Annotated in this window: 13 protein-coding genes; 2 read left to right on the top strand and 11 right to left on the bottom strand. The window is 62.7% G+C overall.

Translation table 11 applies throughout. The features are described 5' to 3' along the window. Positions 1–4: 4 nt before the first annotated feature. Both QEH68_RS01500 and QEH68_RS01495 read right to left on the bottom strand, forming a co-directional pair. Positions 5–235 (bottom strand): hypothetical protein, encoded by a 231-nt coding sequence (locus QEH68_RS01500; RefSeq protein WP_207595848.1) that lies wholly within the window; start codon positions 233–235, stop codon positions 5–7. After that, complete coding sequence (locus tag QEH68_RS01495) at positions 232–429, bottom strand: hypothetical protein (protein WP_207595847.1); 198 nt, start codon at positions 427–429, stop codon at positions 232–234. The genes QEH68_RS01500 and QEH68_RS01495 overlap by 4 nt, the downstream gene beginning before the upstream one ends. A 380-nt stretch (positions 430–809) precedes the next feature. Here QEH68_RS01495 and QEH68_RS01490 point away from each other — a divergent pair, with 380 nt between their 5' ends. Next, on the top strand, positions 810–3,554 hold the full coding sequence (locus QEH68_RS01490; RefSeq protein ID WP_280625896.1) for an alpha-amylase family glycosyl hydrolase: 2,745 nt from the start codon (positions 810–812) through the stop codon (positions 3,552–3,554). 66 nt (positions 3,555–3,620) lie between these two features. On the opposite strand, the gene QEH68_RS01485 is transcribed toward QEH68_RS01490, so the two are convergent. Together QEH68_RS01485 and QEH68_RS01480 are read right to left on the bottom strand one after the other, a co-directional pair. After that, positions 3,621–4,655 (bottom strand): hypothetical protein, encoded by a 1,035-nt coding sequence (locus tag QEH68_RS01485; protein WP_280625892.1) that lies wholly within the window; start codon positions 4,653–4,655, stop codon positions 3,621–3,623. 5 nt (positions 4,656–4,660) lie between these two features. Further along, positions 4,661–5,170 carry a sigma-70 family RNA polymerase sigma factor gene (locus QEH68_RS01480; protein WP_280625890.1) on the bottom strand — a complete coding sequence of 170 codons (510 nt, stop codon included), beginning with the start codon at positions 5,168–5,170 and terminating at the stop codon, positions 4,661–4,663. A 148-nt stretch (positions 5,171–5,318) separates the two neighbouring features. On the opposite strand from QEH68_RS01480, the gene QEH68_RS01475 reads away from it, so the two are divergent. Further along, positions 5,319–6,296, top strand: a complete 978-nt coding sequence (locus tag QEH68_RS01475; RefSeq protein WP_280625888.1) for a serine hydrolase domain-containing protein — start codon at positions 5,319–5,321, stop codon at positions 6,294–6,296. Here QEH68_RS01475 and QEH68_RS01470 read toward each other — a convergent pair. The 7 genes from QEH68_RS01470 to QEH68_RS01440 form a co-directional block, all read right to left on the bottom strand. Next, complete coding sequence (locus QEH68_RS01470) at positions 6,274–7,329, bottom strand: nickel transporter (protein ID WP_207595843.1); 1,056 nt, start codon at positions 7,327–7,329, stop codon at positions 6,274–6,276. The genes QEH68_RS01475 and QEH68_RS01470 overlap by 23 nt on opposite strands. Beyond that, on the bottom strand, positions 7,329–8,201 hold the full coding sequence (locus QEH68_RS01465) for an urease accessory protein UreD (protein ID WP_348537387.1): 873 nt from the start codon (positions 8,199–8,201) through the stop codon (positions 7,329–7,331). Before QEH68_RS01465 ends, QEH68_RS01470 begins: the two co-directional genes overlap by 1 nt. A gap of 218 nt (positions 8,202–8,419) precedes the next feature. Further along, positions 8,420–9,037: an urease accessory protein UreG gene (ureG, locus tag QEH68_RS01460; RefSeq protein ID WP_207595842.1), complete on the bottom strand. Its 618-nt coding sequence runs from the start codon at positions 9,035–9,037 to the stop codon at positions 8,420–8,422. 21 nt (positions 9,038–9,058) lie between these two features. After that, entirely contained in the window at positions 9,059–9,730 is a 672-nt protein-coding gene (locus QEH68_RS01455; protein ID WP_280625882.1) for an urease accessory protein UreF, read from the bottom strand. A 141-nt stretch (positions 9,731–9,871) separates the two neighbouring features. Further along, complete coding sequence (ureE, locus tag QEH68_RS01450; protein ID WP_207595840.1) at positions 9,872–10,345, bottom strand: urease accessory protein UreE; 474 nt, start codon at positions 10,343–10,345, stop codon at positions 9,872–9,874. Between the two features lie 17 nt (positions 10,346–10,362). Then, complete coding sequence (ureC, locus tag QEH68_RS01445; protein ID WP_280625879.1) at positions 10,363–12,093, bottom strand: urease subunit alpha; 1,731 nt, start codon at positions 12,091–12,093, stop codon at positions 10,363–10,365. Beyond that, a complete protein-coding gene (locus tag QEH68_RS01440; RefSeq protein ID WP_207595838.1) occupies positions 12,090–12,443 on the bottom strand; it encodes an urease subunit beta in 354 nt (117 codons plus the stop codon). The genes ureC and QEH68_RS01440 overlap by 4 nt, the downstream gene beginning before the upstream one ends. Between the last annotated feature and the right edge of the window lie 9 nt (positions 12,444–12,452).

Below are 12,452 nucleotides of genomic sequence, written 5' to 3'. Positions count from 1 at the left end.
CTTTCTAGACGGACCAGACCTGGACGTCGTCCGTGCCGCAGAGCAGCTTGCGGCCCGTCGGCTCAAGTACCACCCAGAGCAGTTCCTGGTGCTTGGAGACATCGTCAACGCGGCCCGTACCGGCGCCCCATGCGACGTCGTAAATCCACACAGGATCGCCGGAACTAAGCTCGGACCACTCCGCGGCAGGAACGTGCCGGTAGCCTGCGGGCCGGTTCAGGATGGAGCTGGTCACGCTGACACTTCAGCAGCAGTGCGGCGCCGCCAGACAGTCGCCACTCCGTTGTGGGCAGGAAGCACGTGGCCCTCGGGGAACACCTGGACGGCGTCCGGATCGGAGTCCGGGCTCCACAGGCCCGACGCCGGGCAATGGGAACCGGTAGGCATGGTGCGGGTGGCTCGTTCGCGCAGGAGGGCGATGCTCTTCATCGTTGAAACTCATCCTTGGGGATAGATCGGGGCACTGCGTAGTGTGAAGCAGATCTCTTCAACGTAGTGTGAAGCAGATCTCTTCAACCCTATGCAAGTCACACGAGCTCCGTTATGGCCAAATGCATAGCATTCCAACCGACGCTGATGCAGGTGCACAGTGCCGATTCTGCGAAGATCAAGCTATACCGGCTGCAAACGCTTCCATAAATTAGCGCAACCCACTTTTCTTCACATCCCGTAACTCTGAAATTCTCTGGATTATGGGTAAGCAAGCGCTTACAGTTGTGACGTGTCCCACAGCACTGTCGCTTAGCGGAAGGTTCCATCACTTGTTAGCTCGCAGCCATAGACCCGACCTCCCCCAACAACGCCGCCCCTTGGGCCGCCTCGCCGCCGTCGTCCTGACGACGGCGGCCCTCACTGCCACAGCTGTCCTCCCCGCGGGCGCCGCTCCGGTCACCAAGACACCGGATCCCGCAGCCCAGCACTCCATCCGGGGAGGAGTCAGCGATCAGAATTTCTACTTCGTCATGGCGGACCGCTTCAACAACGGCACCAAGGCCAACGACGACGGCGGGCTCGGTGCCGATCCGATGGTGTCCGGCTATGACCCCACCCGCAAGGGGTTCTTCAACGGCGGGGACTTGAAGGGTCTCCAAGACCAGCTGGACTACATCCAAGGGTTGGGAACCAACGCCCTCTGGCTCACGCCGAGCTTTAAGAACAAAGCAGTCCAGGGTGACGGAACCCTGGCGAACAGTTCCGCCGGATACCACGGTTACTGGGTCACGGACTTCACGCAGATCGACCCGCACTTAGGCACCAATGCCGAGTTGAAGACCCTCATCGATGCCGCCCACGCGCGGGGCATGAAGGTGTACTTCGACATCATTACCAACCACACGGCGGATGTCATCCAGTACCAGGAGACGCAGTCCGCGCCCTATATCTCCAAGGAAACCGAGCCCTACCGGACAGCTGCGGGCGAGGTTTTCGACGACCGCGATTACGCCGGAACGCAGGACTTCCCGGCCTTGGACCCGGCGACGTCGTTCCCGTACACGCCCGTGGTGCCGGCCGCCGAGAAGGACGTCAAGGTTCCGTCCTGGCTGAACGACCCCACGCTCTATCACAACCGCGGCAACACCAACTTTGCCGGCGAGGACTCCCTGTACGGCGACTTCTTCGGACTGGATGACCTCTTCACGGAAAACCCCACGGTGGTCAACGGGATGATGGACGTTTACAAAACCTGGATCCGCGACTTCGGCATCGACGGATTCCGCATCGACACCATGAAACACGTCAACGACGAATTCTGGCAGCAGTTCGGACCCCAAGTTCTGAGCTATGCCAAGGAACAGGGCAAGGACGAGTTCTTCATGTTCGGGGAGGTCTTCGACACCTCAAAGAGCATCACCTCCACGTTCACCACCAGGAACAAGATGCAGGCTGTGCTGGACTTCGGCTTCCAGGGCGCGGCCCGCAGCTTCGCATCCCAGAGCAGCAAAGCCACCGGCTTGGCGGACTTCTTCAACGGGGATGACTGGTACACGGACGCCGACTCCAACGTCTACCAACTGCCCACCTTCCTGGGTAACCACGACATGGGCCGCATCGGCACCTTCATCGCCCAGGACAACGCAGGAGCGTCCGACGCCGAACTGCTGGAACGCGACGAGCTGGCCCATGAGCTGATGTACTTCTCGCGCGGCAACCCAGTGATCTACTACGGAGACGAACAAGGCTTCACGGGCGCAGGCGGGGATCAGGATTCGCGGCAGACGATGTTCGCCAGCAAGGTCCAGGAATACCTGGACGACGATCTCCTGGGCACCAGCTCTACCCACGCCACGGACAACTTCGACACCAAGCACCCGCTGTACCGGAAGATCAGCGAACTCGCCGGGCTCACCACTGAGCACCCCACGCTCCGCACCGGGGCCCAGCAAAACCGTTACGCCGCCGATGGTGCCGGGATCTACGCCTTCTCACGTATCGACGCCAAGGACCAGCGCGAATACGTCGTGGCAGTGAACAACAGTGAGACTGCCCAGACAGCGGCTATCCCAACGTATGAAGGGAAGCAGCCGTTCAAGCTGGTCTATGGTGACGCCGAAGCGGACGTGAAAACCGATCCGCAGGCAAAGCTGAACGTCACTGTGCCGCCGCTTTCCGCCGTGGTGTACGAAGCAGCGGGGCGACTCGCGAAGTCCAAGGCGGCTCCCGGCGTCGTGCTTAAGAAGCCTGTCACCGCGGCCGGTGATGCGTCCCGTGTGAAGGTGACGGCCGACGTCGACGGCAGCTCATTCTATGAGGTCACCTTCCAGTCGCGTACGACTGGCGGCGAGTGGCAAGCGATCGGCACCGACGACAACGCGCCGTACCAGGTGTTCCATGACGTGTCCTCGCTGGAGGCGGGAACGTCGGTGGAGTACCGCGCCGTGGTGCTGGACAACCGGGGGCAGACATCGGCCAGTGAGCCGCGCAGCGGTGTGGTGGGTGAACCGACCCAGCCCGAGTCCGTTACCGTGGCCGGCAGCCTCAACACCGAACTGGGCTGCGCCGAGGACTGGCAGCCGTCCTGTGAGCAGGCATTGATGACCTATGAGCCGACGCATCGGCTGTGGAACCTCAACGTCCCCAACCTCCCGGCCGGAAGCTATGAATTCAAGGCCGCGCTCAATGGCACCTGGGACGAAAACTACGGTGCCGGCGGAGAGTTGGACGGTGCCAACGTGGTCTTCCAGCATTCAGGCGGAGCCGTCACTTTTCTGTACGACCACGCAACCAACGTGATCAGCGCAGCGGTTGCCGGCCAGCAACCCGCCGCCGTGTCGGTGCCGGGAAGCCTGAATTCCGAGCTCGGTTGCGCCGGCGATTGGATGCCGGATTGCGCCCAGGCGCAGCTGTCCCTGGACACCGTTGATGGGCTCTGGAAGCTCTCCGTGCCCAACCTCGCCGCCGGGAGCTACGAGTTCAAGGCCGCCATCAACAACTCCTGGGCTGAGAATTATGGCCTCGGCGGAGCCCCGAACGGCAGCAACATCGCGGTGAAGCACGACGGCGGACCGGTCACCTTCCGGTACGACCCCGCCAGCCACCTGGTCACCACCCGCTAGCCCAACTAGGTAACAGCAAACGTCGCTCTGGACTGTCAGAGCGACGTTTGCTGTTACTCAGATGGGTTACTTGTAGCTCAGGCTGAGGAGCATGGACTTCAGCTGGGCGTACTGCGTGGTGGCCATATAGGCCTTGGCAGCTTCAGGGGTTGCGAAGGTTGGCTGCTTGTCGAAGTCGAACAGCACGTAGGCGTTCATGAATCCGTTGGGCATCCTGATCAAGTTGGTTCCCGAGTCCGTCTCCCCGGCCTGGAGCTCCGAGGCCAGGCGAACGTCCATGAAATAGTTCATATCACCCAGGACTTTGGCGCTGCCCTCCGGCGCTCCGTACGGAACGTACCTGGACTGATTGGCCGCGAAACCAAACTCCACAGGATTGCCGGCAATATCCCTAAGCCCTGGGACGGCAGCCCGGTCATAGACAGTCCGGGTTACCTCGCCCGCAGTGCCGTCTCCGTAGAACCCGCTGGCCACCATTGCTACCTTGGTGCCTGCACTGTCCAGGATGGTGGCCCCTTGGGATGCAGCCTTCGTTTCCTCGGAAAGATACGGCCCCTGCTCTGTATATGCGCTCCAACCAACCGGAAGCGTGAAGGAGAGGTGCCCGTCGGGGAAGGTAAAGGTCTGCGAAAGGGAAGCGTGCGGCAATGTCGTGGTGGAAACGGGGGTAGGTGCCACCACGGGAACGGTTGGAGCCGGCGGAGAAGCGGGCGGGGTGGTTACCGGTGCAGCCGCCGTGGGCGTCGCCGAGGGCGTGGCCGTGGGTGTCGGCGTTGCTGACGCCGATGCGCTCGGTGACGGGCTCGCTTCTGTCGTCGTGACCGTGACGGCAGGCGCCGGCGCGGTGTTCACGGAGCCTAGGTTCGCGGCTACCAGCACTCCCGCCGTGACGGCCGCAGCTGCGAGCAACAGCCCGCCCGCAATTTGTGCCTTACGTCGCCTGCGCTGTTCCAGGGACGCCACAGCCGCCACCGGGTGGCCGTCGCTGAACACCGTAGAGCCCGAGAGTATCCTGTGCAGCGCTTCTTCTCCGTTGGGCTCGGCAACTGGATCGACAGTGAGCGGGTCAATCGCTGAAATCTGGTTCTTGATCGGATCCATTGTCTTCAGACCCCCATCTTGTGTGTGGTGGTTTCGGCCCCTGCAGGCATCTGTTTCCGGAACGCCGTTCGGGCCCGGTGGAGACGGACTTTGGCCGCAGATTCACTGCACTGCAGCACCCCTGCTATTTCTGCGGCGCTCAAGCCGTCCCAGTAGGCCAGCTGCAGGATGTCCCGGTCCTGTTCACGCAGCCGCATCATGGCATCCTGTACCGCGACGTTTTCGGACTCATCGCCATACCGCTCCACCGCCGTCGTCCGCAGCTTTTCCTGGAGTGCCAGCCGCCGGTCACGGCTCCTGTACGCGTTCCCCACCAGGTTCCGCGCAACCGTCAATAAATACGGGAGCTCGGGGCGTGAGTCGTCGGTCCACTTTTGCCAGACGACGCGGAACACGTCTGCTGCGATCTCTTCCGCGGCCTCGGCGGATTCAACACGTCGGCAGACGAATTTGAAGACGGATGGGTAGCTGTCTTTGTGAATGGCGATGAACGCCAATTCGCGCTCGGAAAGCACGATTGTTTCCCCCTGATATAGAGCCCTGAACTGCAGGATACTTGTATAGTTTCCGGCCGGGCCGCCACGGTTACAGGCGCTGGCAAGTTTCTTCAGCCACCCGCGATAGATTCGACTCACAGACCCCCAACGAGAGCGTGGAACAACCATGGTGGACACAGGACCCTCCGCAGACTGGGCCCGCAAGCAGGTAGACCTCGGGCGAGTGCCGGTTGCTGTGCTGGGGATCGCATCCAGCCACGGCATCGAGGACGTTGTGGCGTTCGGTACCGATGGCGGCAGGCAGGCCGCGGCCGACGACCACTTTGCACTGTTCTCTGTTTCCAAACCCATCAGCGCCTTGACCGTGATGCGCCAGGTGGAGCAGGGCAAGTTGTCGCTGGGCTCCACCCTTGACGCGGCCGTGCCCGGATTCGGTGCCCGGCGCACGGACACGGTGACCTTGGAGCAGCTGCTGAGTCACCGTTCCGGTATTGCGGACCCGGCGCTCGACGGCGGCACTCCCCTTCGTGAGGACCTCACCTCCGCGGAGCAGGCCTTCTATGCGGGTTCACTGGTCCAGTACTGCAACATCGCTTTCGAAGGGGCCGCCGCGATGGCAGAGTGGGCTGACGGGCGCCCGTTCGAGGAACAGCTCCTGACCCTGGCAGCGGACACAGAAGCTCAAGGCCTCACCTTCGACACCACCTGCAATCCGCACACGGTCCACGGCACCGAGGGACCAGGTCTTGACGTGGAGGGAATGTATCGGAAAAAGCATCCCGGCGCCGGACTGTTCGGCACAGCCACGGACCTGCTCAACCTGGGCTCGGAATTGCTGAGGGATTCCGGCACGGCTGTGCAACCGGCAACCCTTGCTGCCATGCGTCGACCCCGGACCACCGAGGTTTCCCACATCACCACCCGGCCAAAGCCCCTGCGCCATACCGGACTTGGGTTCCAGCTGCCCGCCAACCAGTCTGAGCTGCTGGCGCAGGGAATCTATGGCCACCCCGGCTGGGCGGGAACAGAATGGTGGATGCTCCCCGAACAGGACCGCTGCGTGGTGTTCCTGACCAACGTCCTGGACACTCCGGACCTCGGCGTGGACACTACCGAGCTGTTCAACGCGGTGGCAGCTTCCTGACCCAAGTAGGTCGCGCAGTTGAGGACACGGCCCACACCAGCACGAACAGGCCCACCAGGATCAGGCCTGCGTCGCCAAGGTCTACCTCACCAAGCCAGGTTGTCAACGGGTCCTCCAACCCGAAGGCGGCGTTGATGAATCCGCCGAGCGTGATCACGGCGATGAACAATGCCGAGACGGCCGAGATGCCAGTGATCACGGCGTTGAAGCCGAGCTTGCGCTGCGGGTTGTGGATGGCCGACTTGTACATCTTCATCATGGCCACGCCATTGACTGAATCGCACAGGGTCATAGCGGCGGTGAACGCGAGCGGGAGCGCCATTAAGGCGAGCGGCGAAACCCCGGCGAGCGACGCCGTCGTGGTGATCACCAGCAGCCCGATGGTGGTGGCGGTGTCGAACCCGAGCCCGAACAGGAAACCGATGACATAGATGTTCCGTGGCCGCTCCACCTTGGACAGGGGCTTGGCGAGGAGGCGGGCCACAAAACCCTTGGCCTCAAGGTCGTCGGGCCGCACCTCGCCGCCGGCCTGAACGTTCCGGTAAACCTGCGTTGCGCGGACGAATGCGGAACCGTTGAACAGACCCATCGCCAACAGGAACAGCCCGGAAACGCCGCTGCCGATCAGGCCCAGCACTTTGTTACCCGTAGTGCCGTCCTGCATGAACTGCCCGATCAGCGTCGCACCGGCCACCACCAGCAAGCCCGCCAGGATCACCACGGAGCTGTGGCCCAGGCTGAACGCAAACCCCACGCTCACTGGATCCTTGTGCTGCGCCACGAATTTGCGCGTGGAGTTGTCGATCGCGGCGATGTGGTCCCAGTCGTAGCTGTGCTTGATGCCGGCCACATACGCGGTGACCACCAGTCCCAGCGCCAGCGGCTGCGCACCTCCTGCCGTACCCGCTAGCAACAGCACGACGGCGGCAACGTGCAACGCGGCGACGGCACCAAACGTGAACAGCAGCCTGGTCCGCAGGGACAACGTCTCCCGCTCCCGGTACATGGTGGCGAACTCGGTCAGCGCAGTCATTAATACTTCCTCAGGTTCAAGGGTCCCTGCCCGTACCAACGTTCCCGCAGGACGCCGGAGCAAACACCCAGCAATGTGTTGAGTTCCTCAGTGCTGTTGGACAACGATCGCAGCACAAGCCCAGTAGTCCCGGCAATAGTCGCCGTCAAGGAAACGCCCGTGTACGCCGCAAAATCACGGGATAGGCGGTCCAGGTCATCAGCAAGCCCCTGATCAACCCGCGGGTCCACCACCACCAACGACCCCAGATGGCTGAAGCCCTCCATGAACCCCATCCCCGTCACGTCCCCCAACGGTGGCCTGATCAGCAGGTTATCGAGGGCCAACAGCTTCGACCCCTTTCCGTCTTCGATCCAGATCTCATTCCGCAGTCGGACCTCTTCGAATCTGAAGGATGCGCCGTCGGGCGACCACCCCGGCGTGATGACCTCTGCCATGACAAGGCTCGACGTCGGGTGGAGACTGAGGTGCGAATTCTGCCGATAGCTTGCCTCCCGGTACGCAATCAACTGATCGGGCATCAGCTCCAACCGCGAGCTTTCCCCCAGCCGGACAGTCATCCGTTGCTCAGCAAACGACCCCGGAGTCCGATAAATCTTCGTGGCAGACTGCGTGGTCAGCAATAGCTCCGCCCCCGCATCAACCTCCACTTCAACAACAAACAGATCGGCCCCCAGGTACGCCCCGCCAGGATTGACCATGACATAACAAACCTGCCCGGACCCATCGAGATAATGCGGCCTCAGCACCCTCAAAGCGCCCTCATGAAACTGCCGCGAAGCAACAGACCGCCCACCCCGCACACTGATGCCCAACTCCAACCGCCCCCGCACGGGGCGCGCCGGGAAAGCCAACCCAGCGTGCGGCCCCAGCTTTCCCGTAGGGCTCGGTGCGGCCTGCAACGTCCGCTGCTCGCTGCCGCGACGTGAGCCGACCGCTGCGGCGGCGGAGCCGGATTTTTGGGCCGCGGCGTCGCGGGCATCGTGGGGGGCCCACTGCCGCGAGGGACCCGACTCGAGCTTGCGAGAGTTGGGAGCGGCTGGGGACGGGCGCGGCCCAAAATCCGGCGTAGCCGCCGCAGCCCCGCCGATCACGATGCCAGATCAAGCATCAGGACGTCGCGGCGAATCCAGTTGAGGACCTCCTCCAGCCCTTCATCGGTCTTGAGATTGGTGAAGCAGAACGGCTTGTTGCCCCGGAATTCCTTGGAATCCCTCTCCATGATGGCCAGGTCGGCTCCGACATGGGGTGCCAGGTCCGTTTTGTTGATGATGAAGAGGTCGGACTTGATCATGCCTTGCCCGGCTTTGCGGGGGATTTTTTCGCCTTGGGCGACGTCGATGATGTAGATGGAGAAGTCGACGAGTTCGGGGCTGAAGGTGGCAGAGAGGTTGTCGCCGCCGGATTCGACAAAGATGACCTGCAGGTCGGGGTGCCGGGCCTTAAGTTCTTCGATGGCTGCGGTGTTCATTGAGGTGTCTTCACGGATGGCAGTGTGGGGGCAGCCGCCGGTTTCGACGCCGATGATGCGGTCCTCGGGAAGGATGCCGTTGGCGGCGAGGATTTTGGCGTCTTCGATGGTGTAGATGTCGTTGGTGATGGCAGCCATGGAGATGTCGCCGCTCATGTGCCGGGTGATGCGTTCCACGAGCTGGGTTTTGCCTGCTCCGACGGGTCCGCCGACACCGATTTTGATGGGTTCTGTCATGTTTTCTGTCCTTTGCACTAGCTAGCTCATGAACATGCGGGCGCGTTGCCGTTCGTGCCGCATTTGTGAAATTTCAAGTCCGGGGCTGACGGCCCCAAAGTCGTCCCAGCACAGCTGTGCTACATCCTCGACGGCGGCAGCAACGGCGTCGTGCGCGTGGCGGAGCACCCGCTGCCCCGCGTTCTGTCCGAGCGGTATGGCGCGCACGGCATTCTGCGTCAGCGAAGTCACCGTGGCGAACAAGTAGGCGGAAAGCGCCGCCTCAAAAGGAACACCCAATGACCGCGCGATGACACCAAAAGCCAAGGGCTGATGCCCCCCGGCCCCACCCCCACGAACCAACTCCCGATACGCTTCCAACTCCTCCGACGGGAACACCTCCCCACCGATCTCCAACAGCCGTCCCCCCATCTTCAACGACGCCTCCCTCACTTCCCGAGCCAACAACTGCCCGGAAAGAACAGAATCCAACAGGCCCACGTCCACGCCCTCATAAAGGAAGCGCAGAGCCAACCCATCCGAATAGGTCAGTTGCTGCCCCACAAAAGCGCTCATCCAACCCCCAAAAGACCCCTCATCGCCCACGAGCCCACGGTGGATGTAGCTCTCAAATCCCAAAGAATGAGCAAACGCCCCCGTAGGCAAAGCGGAGTCAGTCAACTGTTGAAGAGCCAGCTGATAGGTAGCACTCACAGCCCGTCGCCCGAGGTGTGGACGGCGCGCTTGAGCGGAGCTGGGAAGGGGGCCGCGGCGTGGCGGGCATCGCGAAGCGGGCACGGCCCCCTTCCCAGCGGAGCGCAAGCGTGCGCACCCAACCTCACCCGGCGCACAGCTTTAGTGCGAGTGCTCAGCATGGCGGAAGGGCACCGGCATGACCCGCTCTTGCCTGTCGTAGGGGACGCCGACGCTCTTCAGAAAGTCTTCGACCGTGTGGTCATACTGACAAACCATGACCTCGGCCCCGTACTCGGACGCAGAGTCGAAGAATTGTGCCTGCAGATGCCGGTTGCCGAGCGAGTGCGCCACCACCCCCATTTCGTGGATGCTTCGGGGCCCGATCACCAGGACGTCGGTGGGCAGTACGGAGATGACGATGAGGTTGGCGTCGCTGATGGCGAGGATGTCGCCGTCGCGGAGGTCGCCGGTTCCGGTGGGGAGGCGGATGCCGAGTTCTTTGCCGTGGTCGGTGGTGACGCGTTGGATGCGTTTGACCAGCAGTGCGCTGGGGAGGACTACCTTTTCTTTGTGATGCCCGGCGTAGGCGTTGGGCTGTTCGTGGAGGTTGCCCAGGATTTTTTCGATGATCATGTGGTTTCCTAAACGGCTTAGAAGAGGAAGTAGCGCTGCGCCATGGGCAGCACGTCGGAGGGCTGGGAGGTGACTTCGACGCCGTCGACGCTCACTTTGTAGGTTTCGGGGTCGACGGCGATGTCCGGGGTTTCGCCGTTGTATTTGAGATCCGCTTTGGTGAGGTTGCGGATGCCGGTGACGGGTTTGATGATGCGTTCAAGGCCGAGTTCGGCGGGGACCCCGGCGTCGATCGCTGCTTTGGACAGGAAGGTGATGGACGTCTGCTGCAATGCCTTGCCGTACGTTGCGAACATGGGCCGCATGGTGCGGGGTTGGGGCGTGGGGATGGAGGCGTTGGCGTCGCCCATGAGTGCGTAGGCGATCTGGCCCCCTTTGATGACGAGCTCGGGTTTCACGCCAAAGAAGGCGGGGTCCCAGAGGACGAGGTCCGCGAATTTGCCTTCTTCCACGGAGCCGATCACATCTGCCATTCCCTGCGCGATGGCCGCGTTGATGGTGTATTTGGCGACGTAGCGCTTGAGTCGGAAATTGTCCGCGTCGGCAGAACCGTGAGCTGTCCCGGACGGGTCCTTCAGCACGCCGCGCTGCCGTTTCATGGCGTCCGCTACCTGCCACGTCCGAGTGACCACTTCGCCAACGCGTCCCATCGCCTGGGAGTCCGACGACGTGATCGCGAAGATGCCGAGGTCGTGCAGGACATCCTCAGCGGCGATGGTTTCGGCCCGGATACGGGAGTCTGCAAAGGCCACGTCTTCCGGGATGTCCGGGTTGAGGTGGTGGCAGACCATGAGCATGTCCAGGTGCTCTTCGATGGTGTTTCGCGTGTACGGCAGCGTGGGGTTGGTGGAGGCCGGGAGCACGTTGGGAAGTCCGGCGATCTTAATGATGTCCGGGGCGTGCCCACCGCCGGCTCCTTCGGTGTGGAAGGTGTGGATCACGCGGCCGTCGATTGCCCGGATGGTGTCTTCCACGAAGCCGCACTCGTTGAGGGTGTCGGTGTGGATGGCCACTTGGACGTCGTATTCGTCGGCAACGCGCAGGGACATGTCGATGGACGAGGTGGTTGAGCCCCAGTCCTCGTGCACTTTAAGCCCGACCGCACCGGCGCGGATCTGCTCGGCGAGTGGCTCGACGGCGGATGCGTGGCCCTTCCCGAACAGGCCGATGTTAACGGGGAGTCCCTCGGCGGCCTGCAGCATTCGCGAGATGTGCCAGGCGCCGGGCGTGATGGTGGTGGCTTTGGTGCCTTCAGCCGGTCCTGTGCCGCCGCCCACCATGGTGGTGATGCCGTTGCACAGGGCTGCCGGAACCTGTTCGGGGGAGATGAAGTGGATGTGGGTGTCGATGCCGCCGGCGGTGAGGATCTTCCGCTCGCCGGCGATGATCTCCGTGCTGGCCCCGATCAGGATGTCCACGCCGTCGGCAATCTGCGGGTTGCCGGCTTTGCCGATTTTGAAGATGTGCCCGTCCTTGAGGGCAACGTCCGCCTTGTAGATACCGGTGTAGTCCAGCACGATCACATTGGTGATCACGGTGTCAGGGATGTCCTCCGAGCGGGTCAACTGGCCGTTCTGGCCCATGCCGTCGCGGATCACTTTTCCGCCGCCGAACACTACTTCCTCGCCGTAAACCGTGTAGTCCTTCTCGATCTCCAGGAACAGTTCGGTGTCGGCCAGGCGGATGGCGTCGCCCGTCGTCGGGCCGTACAGCTCGGAGTATTGCTTGCGGGAAATCTCGAAGCTCACTTGGCGACTCCTTCTGGATCCGACGCACTCAAGCGGGGGCCGCCGTCGAGCGTTCCGTTCACAGCGTTACTGAGCCCATAAACCTCACGCGCCCCGGCAATCTCGATCAACTGGATGGTTTTCCGATCACCGGGTTCGAAGCGGGCAGCCGTTCCGGCCGGGATATCCAGGCGGCGGCCGTAGGCAACGTCGCGGTCGAACTCCAGGGCGCCGTTCGCCTCGGCAAAGTGGTAGTGCGAACCGATCTGGACGGGGCGGTCGCCGCGGTTCACCACCTCGACAGCGATTGCCTCACGGCCACTGTTGCACGCGATGGAACCGGGCTGGAGTCTGTATTCACCGGGAATCATGGGGGGCTC

The sequence above is a fragment of the Paenarthrobacter sp. OM7 genome (assembly GCF_029873575.1).
GTDB lineage: Bacteria > Actinomycetota > Actinomycetes > Actinomycetales > Micrococcaceae > Arthrobacter.
The sequence above is the reverse complement of the archived record's forward strand: the minus strand, read 5'-3'. Positions and strand labels throughout refer to the sequence as shown.